Origin of the sequence: Caulobacter sp., assembly GCF_049283275.1 — a bacterium.
Taxonomy (GTDB): Bacteria; Pseudomonadota; Alphaproteobacteria; order Caulobacterales; family Caulobacteraceae; genus Caulobacter.
This window is the reverse complement of sequence record NZ_JBAPVS010000131.1, coordinates 1-18754: the sequence shown is the minus strand read 5'-3', so window position 1 is coordinate 18754 and position 18754 is coordinate 1. Positions and strand designations below refer to the sequence as shown.

At 67.7% G+C, this 18754-nt stretch carries 19 protein-coding genes; 11 read left to right on the top strand and 8 right to left on the bottom strand.

All coding sequences use genetic code 11. The annotated features are described in order from the left end of the window. Positions 1-26 precede the first annotated feature (26 nt). The 6 genes from WAL33_RS06405 to WAL33_RS06380 form a co-directional block, all read right to left on the bottom strand. Complete coding sequence (locus tag WAL33_RS06405; RefSeq protein WP_422179605.1) at positions 27-287, bottom strand: hypothetical protein; 261 nt, start codon at positions 285-287, stop codon at positions 27-29. A gap of 10 nt (positions 288-297) precedes the next feature. Beyond that, positions 298-438 (bottom strand): hypothetical protein, encoded by a 141-nt coding sequence (locus WAL33_RS06400; RefSeq protein WP_422179603.1) that lies wholly within the window; start codon positions 436-438, stop codon positions 298-300. Between the two features lie 117 nt (positions 439-555). After that, a complete protein-coding gene (locus WAL33_RS06395) occupies positions 556-1758 on the bottom strand; it encodes a pyridoxal phosphate-dependent aminotransferase (protein ID WP_422179601.1) in 1203 nt (400 codons plus the stop codon). Between the two features lie 125 nt (positions 1759-1883). Beyond that, on the bottom strand, positions 1884-2423 hold the full coding sequence (locus WAL33_RS06390; protein ID WP_422179599.1) for an NADPH-dependent FMN reductase: 540 nt from the start codon (positions 2421-2423) through the stop codon (positions 1884-1886). A 60-nt stretch (positions 2424-2483) separates the two neighbouring features. Beyond that, positions 2484-3155, bottom strand: coding sequence for an AAA family ATPase (locus WAL33_RS06385; protein WP_422179597.1), 672 nt, complete (start codon positions 3153-3155; stop codon positions 2484-2486). Positions 3156-3330: 175 nt separating this feature from the next. Next, complete coding sequence (locus tag WAL33_RS06380) at positions 3331-3996, bottom strand: AAA family ATPase (protein ID WP_422179595.1); 666 nt, start codon at positions 3994-3996, stop codon at positions 3331-3333. 265 nt (positions 3997-4261) lie between these two features. Between WAL33_RS06380 and WAL33_RS06375 the strand changes: the two genes are divergently transcribed. From WAL33_RS06375 to rodA, 9 genes are all read left to right on the top strand, one after another. Next, positions 4262-4969 carry a TVP38/TMEM64 family protein gene (locus WAL33_RS06375; protein WP_422179593.1) on the top strand — a complete coding sequence of 236 codons (708 nt, stop codon included), beginning with the start codon at positions 4262-4264 and terminating at the stop codon, positions 4967-4969. A 353-nt stretch (positions 4970-5322) separates the two neighbouring features. Further along, a complete protein-coding gene (locus WAL33_RS06370; protein ID WP_422179591.1) occupies positions 5323-6897 on the top strand; it encodes a 2-isopropylmalate synthase in 1575 nt (524 codons plus the stop codon). A 111-nt stretch (positions 6898-7008) separates the two neighbouring features. Continuing rightward, positions 7009-7620, top strand: a complete 612-nt coding sequence (locus WAL33_RS06365) for an O-methyltransferase (protein WP_422179589.1) — start codon at positions 7009-7011, stop codon at positions 7618-7620. Continuing rightward, positions 7617-8495, top strand: a complete 879-nt coding sequence (locus WAL33_RS06360) for a DMT family transporter (protein ID WP_422179587.1) — start codon at positions 7617-7619, stop codon at positions 8493-8495. Before WAL33_RS06365 ends, WAL33_RS06360 begins: the two co-directional genes overlap by 4 nt. A gap of 351 nt (positions 8496-8846) precedes the next feature. Continuing rightward, on the top strand, positions 8847-9890 hold the full coding sequence (locus WAL33_RS06355) for a rod shape-determining protein (protein WP_004623009.1): 1044 nt from the start codon (positions 8847-8849) through the stop codon (positions 9888-9890). Between the two features lie 153 nt (positions 9891-10043). Then, the gene (mreC, locus tag WAL33_RS06350) at positions 10044-11099 is read left to right on the top strand and encodes a rod shape-determining protein MreC (RefSeq protein WP_422179584.1); all 1056 of its coding nucleotides are present in this window, start codon (positions 10044-10046) and stop codon (positions 11097-11099) included. Position 11100: 1 nt separating this feature from the next. Beyond that, positions 11101-11610 (top strand): hypothetical protein, encoded by a 510-nt coding sequence (locus WAL33_RS06345; RefSeq protein WP_422179582.1) that lies wholly within the window; start codon positions 11101-11103, stop codon positions 11608-11610. A 4-nt stretch (positions 11611-11614) separates the two neighbouring features. Beyond that, complete coding sequence (mrdA, locus tag WAL33_RS06340; RefSeq protein ID WP_422179580.1) at positions 11615-13663, top strand: penicillin-binding protein 2; 2049 nt, start codon at positions 11615-11617, stop codon at positions 13661-13663. Further along, positions 13660-14817, top strand: a complete 1158-nt coding sequence (rodA, locus tag WAL33_RS06335; RefSeq protein ID WP_422179578.1) for a rod shape-determining protein RodA — start codon at positions 13660-13662, stop codon at positions 14815-14817. Before mrdA ends, rodA begins: the two co-directional genes overlap by 4 nt. 28 nt (positions 14818-14845) lie before the next feature. On the opposite strand, the gene WAL33_RS06330 is transcribed toward rodA, so the two are convergent. Together WAL33_RS06330 and WAL33_RS06325 are read right to left on the bottom strand one after the other, a co-directional pair. Then, complete coding sequence (locus WAL33_RS06330; protein WP_422179576.1) at positions 14846-16102, bottom strand: DNA polymerase IV; 1257 nt, start codon at positions 16100-16102, stop codon at positions 14846-14848. A 13-nt stretch (positions 16103-16115) separates the two neighbouring features. Then, a complete protein-coding gene (locus tag WAL33_RS06325) occupies positions 16116-16763 on the bottom strand; it encodes a hypothetical protein (protein WP_422179575.1) in 648 nt (215 codons plus the stop codon). 123 nt (positions 16764-16886) lie between these two features. Between WAL33_RS06325 and divK the strand changes: the two genes are divergently transcribed. Further along, the gene (gene divK / locus WAL33_RS06320) at positions 16887-17255 is read left to right on the top strand and encodes a cell-cycle response regulator DivK (RefSeq protein ID WP_029916211.1); all 369 of its coding nucleotides are present in this window, start codon (positions 16887-16889) and stop codon (positions 17253-17255) included. A gap of 4 nt (positions 17256-17259) precedes the next feature. After that, a complete protein-coding gene (locus WAL33_RS06315; RefSeq protein ID WP_422179572.1) occupies positions 17260-18624 on the top strand; it encodes a PleD family two-component system response regulator in 1365 nt (454 codons plus the stop codon). Positions 18625-18754: the final 130 nt, after the last annotated feature.

The window sequence follows — 18754 nt, the reverse complement described above, 5'->3', positions numbered from 1 at the left end:
GGCCAGCCGTCAGACCGCGGTCGGATTCAGCGGCCGCCGCCGGTGATTTCCTTGATCAGCGCCTGGACCGGGGCCTTGCCGCCGGCGTTCCACACGGCCTTCAGATGGGCCAGGGTCTGCTCGGCGGCGCCTTCGAACTTCCACTCGCAGTCGACGATCTTGCAGTTGTTGAACACAGGGGCGACGCCGCCGGCGAAGGTCAGGCGGCAGTCGCGGAATTCGCAGTCGGAGAAGTGCTCACCGTCCAACGACACGGTTTCGTGGTTGAAGCTCGTCGAACTGGGCATGCGTCGTCTTTCACTGATCGTCGGTCGGGGGCTTGGACGCGGCCTCGGCGGCTTTGGCGGCGGCCTTCTCGGCCGCCTTGGCGGCAGCCTTCTGAGCTTTCTGGCGCTCGCGTTCCTGGCGTTCGAAATTGTAGTTCGGGGTGCGCGCCATGACGATCTCCTTGCCGCGGGATGCGACGAAAAGCAGCCCTAGCGCGGTTCGCCGCCGACTTACAGCCGTCATAATCGCCGAAAGGGCGAGAATGACGGCCGCAATGGAGAAGAAAGCCTACTTCACGGCGCCGCAGAAGCGCTGGATGCGCGCGCAGGCGTCTTCCAGCACGTCGCTGGAGGTGGCGTAGCTGATGCGGAAGAACGGCGACAGGCCAAAGGCCGCGCCGTGCACGACGGCCACGCCCTCGGTTTCCAGCAGCTCGACGGCGAAGTCCTCGTCGGTCTCGATGACCTTGCCGCTGGGCGCGGTCTTGCCGATCAGACCGGCGCACGACGGATAGACGTAGAACGCGCCTTCCGGGGTGGGGCAGTGAATGCCGGTCGCCTGGTTCAGCATCGACACGACCAGGTCGCGGCGCTCCTGGAACAGCTTGGCGTTCGGCTTGATGAAGTCCTGGGTGCCGTTCAGCGCCTCGAGCGCGGCCCACTGCGAGATCGAGCAGGGGTTCGAGGTCGTCTGGCTGATCATCTTGCCCATGGCCTTGATCAGCGGCTCGGGACCCGCGGCGTAGCCGATGCGCCAGCCGGTCATCGAATAGCCCTTCGAGACGCCGTTCATCGTCAGGGTGCGGTCATAGAGCTTGGGCTCGACCTGGGCGATGGTGGTGAACTCGAAGTCGTCGAACACCAGGTGCTCGTACATGTCGTCGGTCAGCACCCAGACCTGCGGATGGCGCAGCAGCACGTCCGCGATCGCCTGCAGTTCGGCGCGGGTGTAGGCGCCGCCCGACGGGTTGGACGGGCTGTTGATGATCAGCCACTTGGTCTTGGGCGTGATCGCCGCTTCCAGGGCCGCCGGCGTGATCTTGAAGCCGCTCTCGGCGGTGGTCTCGACCGACACAGGCGTGCCGCCGGCCAGCAGGGTCATGTCGGGGTACGACACCCAGTACGGGGCGGGGATGATCACCTCGTCGCCCGGGTTCAGGGTGGCGACCAGGGCGTTGTAGATCACCGGCTTGCCGCCCGGGGCGACGTGGACTTGGCTCGGCTTGTAGTCCAGGCCGTTCTCGCGCTTGAACTTGGCGCAGATGGCGGCCTTCAGTTCGGGCATGCCGTCGGGATCGGTGTACTTGGTCTTGCCGGCCTTGATGGCGGCGATCGCGGCGTCCTTGATGTTGTCGGGCGTGTCGAAGTCCGGCTCGCCCGCGGAAAGGGCGATGATATCGCGGCCGGTCGCCTTCAGGGCGCGCGCCTTGGCGCTGATCGCGATGGTGGCGGACGGGGCGATGCGCCGCAGGGCGGCGGACTCGAGCGACATGGTTCAGGACTCCCCTGGGAGGACGTGGACTCGAAGGTCCGTTTCAGGATTGCGGCGGTCTTTACGCCCGCGCTTGCCGCGGTGCAACGCAACAAAGGCCGCATCGTGAGGGGTTCTTGCGGGGCTCAGGCCTGGCGGCGCATGTGCTGCACGAACGCCTCCAGGTGCCTGCCCAGATAGGCCAGGGTCTTTTCGTCGATCAGCTGGCCGTTCTCGATCTTGGTGTGGGCCTGGCCGACCAGCATTTCGCTGAGCGGCCAGTACTCGGCCGAGACCTTGCGCAGCGACTGGCGCAGGGCGTCCTGGGCGCGGACCGTGCCGGTCACGCCCGGCGAGGCGCCGACGATGCAGGCTGTCTTGCCCGACAAGGCCGAGGGGCTGCCGCGCGAAGCCCAGTCGATGGCGTTCTTCAGCACCCCGGTAACCCCGCCATTGTATTCGGGGCAGGCCAGCAGCAGGGCGTCGGCCGAGCGGACGGCGTCTTTCCAGGCCGTGACCGGCGCGGGGTCGCCCTGGTCCTCGACGTCCTGGTTGAACAGCGGCAGGTCGTGCAGGGCAAAGATCTCGATCGTCACGCCATCGGGCGCCGCGTCCTGGGCGGCGCGCAGCAAGGCGGTGTTGAACGAGGCGGCCCGCAGGCTGCCGGAGACGCCGAGTAGTTTCATGAAAAGCTCCGCCGCTGGAACGGGGAGCCTATTGAGCGTCGGCCTCTTGCGAAAGGCCGATCAGCCGGTGAGGGCGGTCGTCATCGGCGTTTCGCCGACGCCGCCCAGTTCCGTGCAGATATGGGCCCACAAGCGCTCGAGGTCGCGGGCGGCGGGGCTGCCCGGCTCGTGCTCGGCGACGCTGCGCCCTTGCGCCATGGCCTTCTGGAAAGCCTCGCGCGAGCGCAGACCGTAGGGGGCCAGCGGCAGGCCGCAGAACCGCAGGGCGTCCATGATCTCCGGGAAGGCCACCGGGGCGACTTCCGGCTTGTTGGTGTGGGCTTGGTTGAGCACCACAAGCCCGCTCTTGCCCAGGCGCCGCACCGCTTCGGCCGAGCGCACGATCGGGGCCAGGTCGAGGAACGAAGGCCGGCCCGCCACCAGGCAGAAGTCGGCGATGTTCACCGCCTGGGCGACATCGGCCTCCGGCGCGGCGGGGGTGTCGATGAACAGGTAGTCGAAGCCTTCGCGCATCGCGTTGGATTTGGTCAGGAACAGCTTGCCGGCGGTGATGTCGGCGAGGGCCGGTCCGGGCTCGGCGCGCGACCGCAGGGCTTCCGACGCGGACCGCTGCGGGTCGATGTCAGCCAATAGAACCCTGCGGCCCGCCAAGAAGGCCGTCAGCGCCAGGTTCACGGCCAGGGTGGTCTTGCCCGATCCACCCTTGCGGGAAAGTACAGCTATTGTCTTCACGACTTGCACTCTTTGCCAAACCGAACGACCGACGTCGCGGCCGCGCGGCTCCCCCAATGAGGCTAAGTGTTATGGTCAAGATATGAACAGAACTTCAACTTACGGATTATTTGACGCCGCAACCAAACCGCCTCGGAAGCTGTACCGCTTAGGAAACGGCGGGTTCACGGGGGAGTCAGACAGCGCGGGCGTCACGTCCACGATCGTCTAGGGCGAGCAGGGCGGCAAGGTGGCTCCACAGGCGGTCGATCTCCTGCACGGCCGGAGCCTGGGCGTCCCACTCGCCGACCGACAACCCTCGGGCGATCGCCTGCTGGTAGATGGTGCGCGAGCGCAGGCCGACCGGAGCGATGGGCAGGCCGCAAAAGCGCAACGCCTCGATGGCCTGTCGCATGCTGGCGGGCTCAAGCCCGCCGCGCTTGGACGGCGCCTGGTTGAGCACGATCAGGCCGGCCTTGCCCAGCCGGCGGATCATCTCGGCCGACCGCGCCGCCGAGGCGATGTCCAGAAAGGTCGGGCGGCAAACCAGCAGGCACAGATCGGCCGAGTTGACCGCCAGGACCACGTCGGCGTCCGGCGCGGCGGGCGTGTCGATCAGCATGACGTCATAGGCGTCGTGCGCGGCCTGGGACCGGGTGTGAAATAGCTTTCCGGCGGTGATCTCGGCCAGGGCCGGCCCAGGCTCGGCCCGCGCCCGCAAGGCGTCCGAGGCCGAACGCTGCGGATCGATGTCGGCCAGCAGGGTTTTCCATCCCGCCTGGTAAGCGCTGAGGATCAGGTTGATCGACAGAGTCGTCTTGCCGGCCCCGCCCTTGCGGGAAATCACAGCCAGGGTTTTCACGTCCGCCGTCCCCCAACGCATCCCGTCCGAAGCGCGTTCTGCAAGATCGGGAGCCTGTGGATAACCTTAGCCGCGCCTTACGACAGCTTCGCAACGGAAATGTCATGTCGGGAGAACTTGACCGTGGCCTAAGCCCGCCGAACGGGAAGCGTGACAACAAAATGGGCGCTCATCGCGCGATTTGCGTTCGCACAGTGCTTGAAACCGCGACCACTTGGCCGCGCCGCCCCCTTGACCGCGCCGGGGGCATGGGCGAGGCAGGCGGATGCTTCGTCGCCTGATCGACTTCTTCACCAACATGGACGCCCGGGCCTGGCGCACGGTCGCGGTGTCGTTCGTGCTGTTCGGCGGGGTGGGCGTGGTGTTCCTGTTCGGGGCCCAATTGCTGGGCTTGAACGGCGAGGTCACGGTCGAGCAATGGCTCGGCGCGGCGCATGGACCCTGGGCCCTGCCGGTCGCGGTCGGCGCCTTCGCGGCCCTGGCCTTCATCGGGGTGCCGCAGTTCGTGCTGATCGCCGCGGCGGTGGTCGCCTTCGGGCCCTGGACCGGTCTCGCCTACAGCTGGATCGGCACCTTGGTCTCGTCCCTGGTCGGGTTCTGGCTGGGGCGCACCTTCGGCGGCCGGGTGTTGCAGGATCTGGCCGGCGACGGCGTGGCCAAGTTCATGAAACTGATCGGCAAGAACGGGTTCCTGGCCAGCCTGATCGTCCGCCTGGTGCCGTCCGCGCCGTTCATCGTGGTCAACATGGCGGCCGGCGTCACGCCCATGAAGCTTCGCGACTTCGCGGCAGGCACCGCCATCGGCATCGTCCCGAAGATCGCCCTGACCGCCTTCGCCGGCAATTCGATTGTCCAGGCGCTCAAGGGCGGCGGCAATCGCCACATCGTCATGCTGGTGATCGCCGTGGTGGTGTGGATCGGCTGCGGCCTGGTCGCCCGCGCCTGGCTCAAGAAGCGCGAAGCGGCGGACTAGCTGAAGACACGACAAGGGCGGTTCGAGCCGCTCTGGCGTGGTCTTCGGGGCGTTTTGACGCCGGAACCTCGTGAAGTGGCAAGAAGCACGACCTGAACAGCGCGCGTGGCGGTCGAAAATTGCTATGCATGCGGCCAATTGCACGCTTAACGCAAAATGCTTGCTGGTTTTTGGGCTGCTGTGTAGAAAGCAGCCATGAACGTCGCGCGCCAACTGCTTCTGCTTCGGCTTACCTACCCCTGGGCGCTCTAGGGGCCGCGCTTCGTCGTGGCCGGGCGTGCAGGGGATGACTAAACCCGCCGCCCCCAAGGTCAGAACTGGCCCCACGCAGACAAAATCCGACGAGTAAGATCATGAGCTCCGTATCTCCCGCCGCTTTCGACAAGCGCGACAACGTCGTCATTTTCGACACCACCATGCGCGACGGCGAACAATCGCCCGGCGCCTCGATGTCGCACGACGAAAAGCTGGAACTGGCCAAGATCCTCGAGGAGATGGGGGTCGATGTCATCGAGGCGGGCTTCCCGATCGCTTCGAACGGCGACTTCGAGGCGGTCCGCGAGATCTCCAAGATCGTCAAGAACAGCACCATCGCCGGCCTGTGTCGCGCCCACATGGTGGATATCGATAGATGCGCGGAGGCCTTGAAGCCGGCCGCCCGCGGCCGCATCCACGTGGTGATCGCCACCAGCGACCTGCACATGAAGCACAAGCTGCAGATGGAGCCGGACGCCGTCATCGACGTGATCGCCCGCTCGGTGACTCACGCCCGCAACCTGCGCGACGACGTGGAGTGGTCGGCCGAGGACGCCACCCGCAGCGAGCGCCAGTTCCTGCGCCGCGCCATCGAAACCGCCATCAAGGCCGGCGCCACGACGATCAACCTGCCCGACACGGTCGGCTACACCTATCCGTCGGAATATGCCGACCTGTTCAGCTGGATGACCCAGAACGTCGAAGGCGCCGACAAGGTGGTCTTCTCGACCCACTGCCACAACGACCTGGGCCTGGCCGTGGCCAACAGCCTGGCCGGCGTGCAGGGCGGGGCGCGCCAGATCGAGTGCGCCATCAACGGCCTGGGCGAGCGCGCCGGCAACGCCGCGCTGGAAGAAGTGGTGATGGCCCTGAAGGTGCGCGGCGACAAGCTGCCCTACGAGACCAGGATCGACACCACCCACATCACCCGCGCCAGCCGCTACGTCTCGGCCATCACCGGTTTCCCGGTGCAGTACAACAAGGCCATCGTCGGCAAGAACGCCTTCGCGCATGAGAGCGGCATCCACCAGGACGGGATGCTGAAGAACCGCGAGACCTACGAGATCATGACCCCGGAATCGGTGGGTCAGGCCCCGTCCAGCCTGGTCATGGGCAAGCACTCGGGCAGCCACGCCTTCCGCGCCAAGCTGAAGGACCTGGGCTACGAGCTGGGCCAGAACGCCTTGAAGGAGGCCTTCGGCCGCTTCAAGGACCTGGCCGACCGCAAGAAGCACGTCTACGACGACGACATCATCGCCCTGGTCGACGACGCCCTGGCGCGCGGCTCCGAACGCATCCGCGTCCAGCGCCTGCGCGTGGTGGCCGGCACCGACGGCCAGTCGGCCGAGTTGACCCTGGAAGTCGACGGCGAAGTGAAGACCTCGGAGGCCTCGGGCGATGGTCCGGTGGACGCGGTCTTCAACGCCATCCAGCAGATCGTGCCGCATAACGCCGCCCTGCGCCTGTTCCAGGTGCACGCGGTCACTGAAGGCACCGACGCCCAGGCCCAGGTCTCGGTCCGTCTGGAGGAGGACGGCCGGATCGCCACCGGCCAGGCCGCCGACACCGACACCCTGACCGCCTCGGCCAAGGCCTATGTGAACGCCCTGAACAACCTCATGGCGCGCAAGGAAAAGAGCCGGCCGGAAGCGGCGATCGCCAGCGGCTTCTAGGGCAGGGCGGGCCTCGGGCTCGCCGACCCCCAATCCAGTCTGCAGAGAGGGTCACGTCGCGCCTGCGCGACGGATCGAGCCGCCGTGCGCGGCTGCATGAAAGAGCGTCGGATGATCTGCGCCTTCTCCTCGCCGAGCCGTGGGTTCGGCGACAACGCCGCGACCCTGCCCGCCGCTTGGCGTCGGACAGGCATCCGTACGGCCGAACTCGGCTTCGACATGCCGTCCGAGCCGGACACCGGCGCCCTGTTGCGCCTGCTGGCTTCCTCCAAGCCGGGCGGACGCCTGCTGGAGTTGGGCACCGGCACGGGTTTGGCCACGGTCTGCCTGGCCTCGGGCCTGGCCGCCGGCGCGACCCTGGTCAGCGTCGACACCGACGCGCGGGTGCAGGCCGTGGCGCGCGAAGCCTTGGCCGACGATCCGCGTGTCAGTTTCGTGCTCGCTGACGGCCTGGATTTCATCGGCCAGCAGGCGACAGAGAGCTTCGACCTGATCTTCGCCGACGCCTGGCCCGGCAAGTACGCCGGATTGGACGCGGCTCTGGCCTTGCTGCGCCCGGGCGGTCTCTATGTGATCGACGACATGCTGCCCCAGCCCAACTGGCCGGAAGGGCATCAGGCGCGGGTTGACGAACTGGCCAGGCGGCTGGAAAGCCATCCGGACCTGGCGACTGTCAGCCTGTCCTGGGCCTCGGGTCTGGTCATTTCGGCGCGAAGGTCATGATCTGGATTCCCATCACCATCGCCGCGGCGGCCTTCCAGGTCGCCCGCAACGCCGCCCAGCGTTCGGTGATGGGCGGGGCGGGGCCTTGGGGCGCGACCCTGGTGCGGTTCCTGTTCGGCCTGCCGTTCGCCATCGTGTTCGCGGCGGTCGCCTGGTTCGTCACACCGGGCGCGGCGCCCCACGCCACGCCGTGGTTCTGGCTGGCCTGCGTCGCCGGTGCGGCCCTGCAGATCTGCGGCACCGCCGCCCAGCTGACGGCTATGCACCGATCGTCCTTCGCCCTGGGCACGGCCCTGCAGCAGAGCGGCCTGCTGTTCGCCCTGGTCTGGGGCGTGCTGCTGTTCGGCGACAAGGTGTCGGCCCTGACGTGGATCGGCGGTCTGATCGCCACGGCGGGGCTGGCGGTGCTGACCTGGCCCCGGGCGCAGACGCCGATGCGGCGCGGTGCGGTGACGGCGGGCCTGGCCTCGGGCGCGGCGTTCGCGCTCTGCGCCAACTGCTTCCGACAAGCTGCGCTGGCCTTCGAGCCCGCCCATCCCGCCGTGTCGGCCCTGGTGACGGTGATGGTGGTCCAGGCCATCCAGTCGGCGGCCCTGACCGCCTTCCTGGCCGCGCGCAACCCCGACGCCCTGGTCGAGGTGGTCAAGGCCTGGCGGCGGTCGCTGGGCGCGGGGTTTTGCGGCGCGGCGGCCTCGGGCCTGTGGTTCACCGCCATGGCGCTCAGTCCCGTGGGGCCGGTCAGGGCGGTCGGAGTGGTCGAAATGCCCATGGCGGCGATCGCCGGACGTCGTCTGTTCTCGGAGCGCTTGACCCCCGTGCAAGTGATCTTCGGCCTGATTGCGGCGGCCGGTGTGGCCCTAGCGGCGCTCGGCTAGAAAACGCCACGTTTCTGGGATGAAACCCGGCGTGCCGCCGTTCCGCGAAAACAGGTGATCCACGGCTGCAATAGACCTTGAAATCAACGCTTTCGCAGGGCAAACGGGCTTGGTCGGCAGATTTGTAGCAGTCAGACGACGGCGCGGCGGGGGCCAGCGCTTCCGTCGTGCGGCAGGTTCGTCAAAAAGGGGACAAGACCCGCATTTTCGTGGGAATCATGTTGTCCTCCTTTGGAATTGAAGTAGGAGCCATCTTTTCCCTTCGCCTTCGCCGGTTCACCGGCGCAAATGGCTCCGTTTCGCCTATCCGACGTCCCGCCTCGCCCCTTATCCCCTCAGTCAGGGCTTTCAATGTTTTCTTCCCTCTTCGGCGTCATCTCCAACGACATCGCCATCGACCTGGGCACCGCCAACACCCTTATCTACATGAAGGGCAAGGGCATCGTCCTGAATGAGCCGTCGGTGGTCGCGCTGCGCAATGTCGGCGGCCGCAAGATCGTCCACGCCGTGGGGATCGAGGCCAAGCAGATGCTGGGCCGCACGCCGGGCCACATGGAAGCCATCCGCCCGATGCGCGACGGGGTCATCGCCGACTTCGAAGTCGCCGAGGAGATGATCAAGTACTTCATCCGCAAGGTTCACAACCGCAAGGGCTTCGTGAACCCCAAGGTCATCGTCTGCGTGCCGTCGGGCGCCACCGCCGTTGAGCGCCGCGCCATCAACGACAGCTGCCTGAACGCCTCGGCCCGCCGCGTGGGCCTGATCGACGAGCCGATGGCCGCCGCGATCGGCGCCGGCCTGCCGATCCACGAGCCGACCGGCTCGATGGTGGTCGACATCGGCGGCGGCACCACCGAGGTGGCCGTGCTCTCGCTGTCGGGCATCGTCTATTCGCGCAGCGTCCGCGTCGGCGGCGACAAGATGGACGAGGCGATCATCAGCTATATGCGTCGCCACCATAACCTGCTGATCGGCGAAACGACCGCCGAGCGCATCAAGAAGGAAATCGGCACCGCCCGCGCGCCGGCCGACGGCGAGGGCCTGTCGATCGACGTCAAGGGCCGCGACCTGATGCAGGGCGTGCCGCGCGAAGTCCGCATCAGCGAAAAGCAGGCCGCCGACGCCCTGGCCGAGCCGGTCGGGCAGATCGTCGAAGCCGTGAAGGTGGCCCTGGAAGCCACCCCGCCGGAACTGGCCAGCGACATTGCCGACAAAGGCATCATGCTGACCGGCGGCGGCGCGCTGCTGCGCGGCCTGGACGCCGAGATCCGCGACCACACCGGCCTGCCGGTCACCGTGGCCGACGATCCGCTGTCGTGCGTGGCCCTGGGCTGCGGCAAGGTGCTCGAGCATCCCAAGTGGATGAAGGGCGTGCTTGAATCGACTCTCGCCTAGAGCGCGATCCGCCGAAGCGGCCGCCGGTTCGGCGCAAGTTCGCGCTCCAGGTAACAATCCGACGCCGTTTTCTGGCGAATTACATTCGACAGAAAACGGCTGAGGGCGTCAAAGTCAGTCGGACGCCGCGGGGGGCGTCGGGAGAAGTAGTACGTGCCCTTTCGCGAAGGTCCGCTAGGTGACCTGAAAGTGCCGCTTACCTGGACCGCGGCCGTGGCGTTGATCGTCGCGATCGTGATCGCGGTGGCGTTCTTGCTGGCTGATCGTCGCGAGACCCTTCAGCAGCAAGCCTATGGCGTCACCCGCCAGACGGTCGACACGGTGTCCAAGCCGGTCAGCGGCGTGATCGCCGCGCCGGGGCGCTGGACCGGCCTGGGCGTCGATTTCGTCAGCAGCTACTTCTTCACGGCCTCCGAGAACCGTCGGCTGAAGGCCGAGCTGAAGGAAATGCGCGGCTATCGCGACCAGTATCTGGCCGAGGTCGACAAGAACCAGAGCTATCGCACACTGCTGGGCCTGCGCACCGATCCGCCGATCCCGATGGTCGCCGCCCGCGTGGTCAGCGACACCCGCGGCCCGTTCGCCAACACCCGCCTGGCCGACACCGGCTCGGAAAAGGGCGTGGTGGTCGGCAATCCGGTGATGAACGAGCGCGGCCTGGTCGGTCGGGTCGTCGGCGTCGCCCGCGGCGCCAGCCGGGTGCTGTTGCTGACCGACATCGCCTCGCGCACGCCGGTGATGATCGACCGCACCAACGCCCGCGCCATTCTGACCGGCGACGGCGGTCCCAATCCGAAGCTCGAATACCTGCGGGGCGTCGATCCGATCCAGGAAGGCGACCGGGTCGTCACCTCGGGCGACGGCGGCGTGGTGCCGCGCGGTCTGCCGGTGGGCGCGGCCGTCAAGGGCCTGGACGGTCGCTGGCGCGTGGTGCTGTTCGCCGACGACGCGGCCATCGACTATGTGCGCATCCTGCTGTTCAAGGACTTCGCGCAACTGGCCGACCAGAAGGCCCTGCTGACCCGCAGCCTGCCGCCGGTCACCACCGAGGATCCCGACGTCTCCATCCTGGGCCCCGTCGCCACGGCGCCCAAGCCGCCGGCTCCGTCCGCCGCGGCCAACCCCGGCCCGACACCGCCCACGCCGCCCGCTTCGAAGCCCGCGCCGCCCGGACCGACGGCGGCCCAGACGCCCGGCGGGGGGATCTAGGATGGGCGGCGCGCGGCCTCTGCACCCCGCCCGCTGGCTCGGCGTGCCGGCGTTGCTCTGCGTGCTGGCGACCATCGTCTTCTCGGCGCCGATCCGCGTCTATGGCCTGCAGTTGCCCGAGCCGGTGTTCGCCATGGTGCCGGCCTTCGCCTGGGCCCTGATCCGCCCGTCGATCCTGGCCCCCTTCGCCCTGCTGGTGCTGGGCCTGTTTCTGGACACCTTCTGGGGCGGACCGACGGGCCTTTGGGGCCTGTCGCTGTTGGTCGCCTACGCCACGGCCCTGGCCGGCCGCAACATGATGACCGGTCAGAGCCGGCCGATGATGTGGGCCTGGTTCGGCGGCGTCACCGCGGTGGCCATGGCCGCCGGCTTCCTGTTCAGCATGCTCGACAGCCTGGCCATGCCCAGCCTTTTGGCCGTGTTCTGGCAGTTCCTGGTCACGACCCTGTTGTTCCCGTTCGCCCACCGGCTGATCGACCGGTTCGAGGACGCGGACGTCCGGTTCCGGTGACGCCATGAGCGAGCCCTCAATCTTCTTCTCCGAGGTCAACGAGCGGCAGGGGGTCTTCCACCGCCGGGCGTTCCTGATGGGCGGCCTGGCCGGCGCCGGTCTGCTGGCCCTGGGCGGACGCCTGGCCCAGCTGCAGCTGGTCGAGGCCCAGCGCTACCAGAAGCTTTCGGCCGGCAACCAGTTCAACTACCGCCTGATGCCGCCGCCGCGCGGCCTGATCCTGGACCGCAATGGGGTGGCTCTGGCCTCCAACCGCCCCAACTTCCGGCTGATGGTCAGCAAGGACACCAAGGATTTCGACGTCGAGGCCACGCTCGACGATCTGGCCCTGCTGGTGCCGATCGACGGCTCGCGCCGTGCTCGTCTGACCAAGGACATCGCCCGCGCGCCCAGGAAGGCGCCGGTGGCGGTGATGGAGGACATGACCTGGGAGGAGTTCTCCCGCGTCAACATCCGCGCGCCTGAATTGCCCGGCGTCACGGCCGACATGGGCGAGGTGCGGGTCTATCCGTTCGGCGGAGCCTTCGCCCACGTGATCGGCTATGTCGCCAAGGTTTCCGACCGCGACCTGGAAAAGGCCAAGAACGATCCCGATCAGGACCTGCTGCATCACCCGGGCTTCCGGATCGGCAAGCAGGGGGTCGAGAAGGCCCTGGACCACGAGCTGCGCGGTCGTCCCGGCGCCACCAAGGCCGAGGTCGACGCCCAGGGCCGCACCGTGCGTCTGGACCCCGAGGGCGACATCCCGGCCACCCCGGGCAAGGAAGTGCGCCTGACCCTGGACGCCGACATCCAGAACCGCGCCCTGGAAGTGATGGGCGACGAAAGCGGCGCCATCGTCGTGATGGACATCCGCAACGGCGACCTGCTGGCCATGGTGTCGGCCCCCAGCTTCGACGCCAACCGCTTCGTGAAGGGGCTGTCGGGGCCGGAATACAAGGCCCTGGCCGAGTACGAGCGCAAACCCCTGCTGGACAAGGCGCTGAGCGGCACCTTCCCGCCCGGCTCGACCTTCAAGCCGACTGTCGCCCTGGCCGCCCTGACCGCTGGCATCGATCCCGAGATCCGCATCAACTGCGGCGGCAGCTGGTACTATGGCGGGCGAAGCTGGCGGTGCTGGGAAAAGCGCGGCCACGGCTCGCAGAACATGCACGAGGCCATCAAGAACTCGTGCGACGTCTATTTCTACCAGACCTCGCTGAAGATCGGTCCGGACGCCATCGCCAACGCGGCCCGGGCGATGGGCTTCGGCGAGACCTTCGACATCGGCATTCCTGGCCAGAAGAAGGGCCTGGTGCCTGACCGGGCCTGGAAGAAGCGGGCGTTCAAGAAAAATCCCGGCAACCAGATCTGGTTTCCCGGCGAGACCCCCAGCTACGGGATCGGGCAGGGGGCCCTGAGCGTCAACGCCCTGCAGCTGGCGGTGATGACCTCGCGCCTCGCCAACGGCCAGAAGGCGCTCAACCCCCGCCTGATCAAGTCGGTGGGCGGGATCGAGCAGCCCAGCGGCGCGGCCGTGCCCGACCTGCCGTTCAGCCAGGAGCACCTGAACTATGTGCGCGGCGGCATGGCGGCGGTCGCCAATGACGTGCGCGGCACCGCCTATCGCCAGAGCCAGCTAGGCCTGGGCGACGTGCAGATGGCCGGCAAGACCGGCACCGCCCAGGTGCGCAGCTATGACGGGGTCGCCAACCGCAAGGGCTCCGGGGCCGTCTGGCGCCTGAAGGACCACAACCTGTTCGTGGCGTTCGCCCCCTATGATGAACCGCGCTACGCCGTGGTCGTCATCGTCGAACACGGCGGCCTGGGCGGCGCCACGGCCGGCGCCCCGCGGGCCCGCGAGGTGATGCGCGTGGCGCTGCTGAAGGATCCGGAGATTCGGGCCCGCATCGAGCGGCCTATGCCGCTGCCCGACGCGCCGGTCGAGGCCACGCCGGACGGCTCGGTCGAGGGCGCCGCGCCCGACGATCCGACCGTGGGCGCGCCGCCTCCGGCGTCGGATCCCGTGACGCCGACCGTTCCCGCGCCTTCCGTCCCCGGAGCTCCCCGATGACCCTCAGCGGCGGCCTCAGCCGGCCCGGCGAACGCGACCGGCCGATCATCAAGTTCATGGAGATCGACTGGACCCTGTGCCTGGTCCTGGCCCTGATCGCGGGCGCCGGGGCCCTGATGTTGTTCTCGATCGCCGGCGCCTCGTGGGAGCCGTGGGCCGACAAGCACCTGCTGCGCTTCGGCATCTATTTCGTGATGATGATCATCCTGGCGATGGTCGATCTGCGCGTCTGGTTCACCCTGGCCTATCCGCTCTACGGCGTGGCTCTGTTGCTGCTGGTGGCGGTCGAGGCGGTCGGCGACGTGTCGCTGGGGGCTCAACGTTGGCTGGCCATCGGGCCGCTGCGCTTCCAGCCCTCGGAGATCATGAAGATCGGCGTCGTCCTGGCCCTGGCTCGCTACTATCACGGCCTGTCGGCCGACAGCGCCCGCCTGTCCTGGAAGCTGCTGGTTCCACTGGCGCTGATCGGCGTGCCGACCCTGCTGGTCGCCCACCAGCCTGACCTCGGCACCGCCGTGCTGATCGCCCTGCCGGGCCTGGCTGTGATGGTGCTGGCCGGCCTGTCGCTGCGGCTGATCATCGGCGGGATCATCGCCGGCCTCGCCGCCCTGCCGCCGTTCATCTTCTTCGTGCTGCACGACTACCAGCGCAACCGGATCCTGACCTTCATGGACCCGGAAAAAGACCCGTCCGGCAACGGCTACCACATCATGCAGTCGAAGATCGCCCTGGGCTCGGGCGGGCTGATGGGCAAGGGTTTCGGCCTGGGCTCGCAAAGCCAGCTGAACTTCCTGCCCGAGAAACAGACCGACTTCATCTTCGCCACCCTGGCCGAGGAGTTCGGCTTCATCGGCTGCTTCAGCGTGCTGTTCCTGTACGGCGTGGCGATCTTCATGGCCCTGCGCATCGCCTCGATCAGCCACAGCCACTTCGGACGCCTGTCGGCGGCTGGGGTGACGGCGACCTTTGCGCTCTACGTGCTGATCAACGGCGCGATGGTCATGGGCATGGCCCCGGTGGTGGGCGTGCCCATGCCGATGCTGTCGTACGGGGGCACCGTCATGCTGACGGTCATGGTCGGGTTTGGGCTTGTGCAGGCGGTGAGGGTGCACCGCTACACCGAAGTGACCAGCGGCAAGGGCTCGCTGATGTAGGTTTGGTGGGGGCAAGTGGGTGAGCCGCCTACTTGCCCTTCAGCGCCCGCCCGGTCATCACCGCCCCCGCCCCGAAGCGCCCCCTCAACCCGTCGATCACCGTCTCGCTCTTCAGCGCCTTGCGCTCGTCGCCGGCGAAGAAGTCGTCGGCCGCACCCTCGGCGGGGACGAAGTCGGTCAGGCCCGCGCCGATCAGGCGGTAGTGCAGGCCGCCCGGCTCGGCCGCCAGCAGCTCGCGCGCCACCTGGAACAGGGTGCGAGCGGTCTGGATCGGGACGGGCAGGGTGCGGCGACGGGTGTGGATCTTGAAGTCCGGGGTGCGCAGTTTCAGCGTCGCCACCCGGCCCGCCACCCCGCCGGCCCGGGCCTGGCGGGCGACCTTCTCGCACAGCGGCCACAGCTCGTCCTCGAGGTCCTCGCGCTTGTAGAGGTCGTCGTTGAAGGTGGTCTCGGCGCTGATCGTCTTGCGCTCCTGCTCGGGATCGACAAGCCGGGTGTCGCGCCCATGGGCCAGGTGATGCAGCCGCAGGCCGCCCGACCCCAGAACCTTGACCAGCCATTTGAGGTCGGCATTGGCGATGTCGCCGACCGTGCGCAGGCCTTCGGAGGCCAGGGCGGAGACGGTGGCCGGACCCACGCCGGGCAGGATCGACACGGGCTTCGACGCCAGGAAAGCCTCGATCCCCGCCGCTCCGATCACCGAGAAGCCGCGCGGCTTGTCCAACTCCGAGGCGATCTTGGCGAGGAACTTGTTGGGCGCCAGGCCGATCGAGACGGTGATCCCGACCTCGGCCTCGATCTCGCGCTGCACCCTGGCCAGCATCACCGCCGGCGGGGCGCCGTGCAGGCGCTCGGTGCCGGAAAGATCGATCCAGGCCTCGTCCAGCGACAGCGGCTGGACCAAGGGCGTCAGGGCCTCCAGCTTGGCCATGATCCGCCCGCTCTCGTGCTTGTATTTGGCGAAGTTGGGCTTGATGACCACGGCGTCGGGACACAGCTTCAGTGCCTTGTACATCGGCATGGCCGAGCGCGGACCGCTCATGCGGGCGATGTAGCAGGCGGTCGTCACCACCCCGCGTTTGCCGCCGCCGACGATTACCGGCTTGTCGCGCAGGGACGGGTCGTCACGCTTCTCGACCGAGGCGTAGAAGGCGTCGCAGTCCAGGTGAGCCATGGAAAGCTGGCCCAGTTCTTCATGGAAGATCACGCGCGGCGAGCCGCAGGCCGGACAGCGCGAGGTCTTGACCTCGCCCGTCGCCAGGCAGTCGCGGCAAAGGGCCTTCAAGGGCGGGGGCTCTTCATGGGAACAGCTTGCGCTCGATGGCCGTCTTCAGGTCGGGCCACAGGTCGAAGCGGGCATGCCGTTCCGGATCACTGGGGGCCAAGGCGCGCAAGCGCTCGTCGGCCACCATCTGGAAGCGGCTCACCCAGGGCGCGCTCTCGGCCACCGAATCCAGCTGCGGCAGCAGGTCGTCGATGAACACCGAGGGCGAGGCCGTGCGCTCGGACAGGTGCGCCGCCGACGGCCCCTTGGGGCCGGTGTTGATCACCAACGGATAGTCGAAGCCGTGGGTCTTCAACCAGCGGGCGCGCGATTGGCGGCCGTGCTCCGGGGCGTTGGTCAGGATCACCACGTCCGCGCGGGTCGACAGGTCGGCCAGGGCGTCGGCCGCGCCTTCGGCCGGCAGCAGGTCGTCGGCTCCGTCGCGGAAGAAGTCGTTGAACAGCGCCCGGCCGGCGATCAGGTCCAGGTGCTGGGTCTCGCCCGGACGATAGATGTTCTGGAACAAGGCGTAGCGGTCGAATCGCAGCTCGAATCCATGGCGTCCGATGAACGTTCCAAAGCCATGCATGAACCGCGCGAGGACCTCGTCGACATCGACGATGACCAGCGGCGCGTCAGGGCGCACGGTGCAGGCTTGAAGGTCGGAAAAACAGGGTTCCATGATCTGCGGTTGGCCAGGGTAAAACGCGATTAGCGCGGGCTTAAGGATATTCGTGCGATCTGGAATTCAGAAGCGACGCGAATCCCTCACGCGCCGCCACGGACCGGAATGGTCGGGGTCAGGATGACGAAGAAGGTCCTCATCGTCGAGGATAACGAGCTGAACATGAAGCTCTTTCATGACCTGCTCGAAGCCCAGGGCTACGAGACCCTGCAAACCCGTGAGGGATTGCAGGCGCTGTCGATCGCCCGTGAGCACCGTCCGGACCTGATCCTGATGGACATCCAGCTGCCCGAGATCTCCGGCCTTGAAGTCACCAAGTGGCTCAAGGAGGACGACGATCTGTCACATATTCCCGTCGTCGCCGTTACGGCGTTCGCCATGAAGGGCGACGAGGAACGCATCCGTGAGGGCGGCTGCGAGGCCTATATCTCCAAGCCCATCTCGGTGTCACACTTCCTGGACACCATTCGCCGGTTGCTGGAGAGGTAGGCTCGTGAGCGCGCGCATTCTGGTCGTCGACGATATCGAGGCCAATGTCCGCCTGCTCGAGGCCAAGCTTTCGGCTGAGTATTACCAGGTTTCGGTCGCCTATGACGGCCCCACGGCCCTGGCCCTGGCCGCCAGCGAACTGCCTGACGTGATCCTGCTGGACGTGATGATGCCCGGCATGGACGGCTTCACCGTCTGCAAGAAACTCAAGGAAGACCCCGCCACCCGCCACATCCCGGTGGTGCTGGTCACGGCGCTGGACGGCCGCGCCGACCGCATCCAGGGGCTGGAGGCGGGCGCGTCGGACTTTCTGACCAAGCCGGTCGACGACGTCATGCTGTTCGCCCGCGTGCGCAGCCTGACCCGCTTCAAGCTGGTGATCGACGAACTGCGCCAGCGCGAGGCCTCGGGCCGGCGCATCGGGGTGATCGCCGGCGCCGCTTCGCGCCTGGACGGCCTGGGCGGCCGGGTGCTGGTGGTCGACGACAATGAACGCCAGGCCCAGCGCGTGGCCGCCGAACTGGCGGTCGAGCATCGCCCGGTGGTCGAATCCGATCCCGTCAAGGCCCAGATCAGCGCCGGCGGCCCGGTCGACCTGATCATCATCAACGCCGCCGCCAAGGGCTTCGACGGCCTGCGCTTCGCCGCCTCGCTGCGGTCGGACGAGCGCACCCGCCACCTGCCGATCCTGGCCATGGTCGATCCCGACGAGCGCTCGCGCATGGTCAAGGCGCTGGAGATCGGCATCAACGACATCCTGCCCCGGCCGATCGATCCGCAAGAGCTGTCGGCCCGGGTCAAGACCCAGATCCAGCGCAAGCGCTACACCGACTACCTGCGCCAGAACCTCGACCACAGCCTGGAGCTGGCGGTCACCGACCAGCTCACCGGCCTGCACAACCGCCGCTACATGACCGGTCAGCTCGACTCGCTGGTCAAGCGCGCGGGCCTGGGCGGCGACCCGGTGGCGGCCCTGCTGATCGACATCGACCACTTCAAGAAGATCAACGACAGTTTCGGCCACGACGTCGGCGACCAGGTGCTGCGCGAATTCGCCCTGCGCCTGGCCTCGAACGTCCGCGCCATCGACCTGCCTTGCCGCTACGGCGGCGAGGAGTTCACGGTGATCATGCCCGACACCCATCTGGTGGACGCCCTGCGCATCGCCGAGCGGATCCGCATGCACGTCTCCGGCTCGCCGTTCCGCGTGGCCCAGGGCACTGAAGTGCTGACCGTGACCATCTCGATCGGCGTCTCGGCCACCAGCGGTCCGGACGACACCCCCGAGACCCTGATGAAGCGGGCCGACGAGGCTGTTTACGAGGCCAAGAAGTCGGGCCGCAACACGGTGGTGGGCAAGGCGGCTTAATACGGCCGGGGACATGCCCTTGCGGCGTGTCCCCAATTTCTAGGCGCCGCGATAACCGATGGGGACACGCCGCAAGGGCATGTCCCCGGTCAGTGCTTCGCCACCACCCTGATCTCATACAACCGCGGCC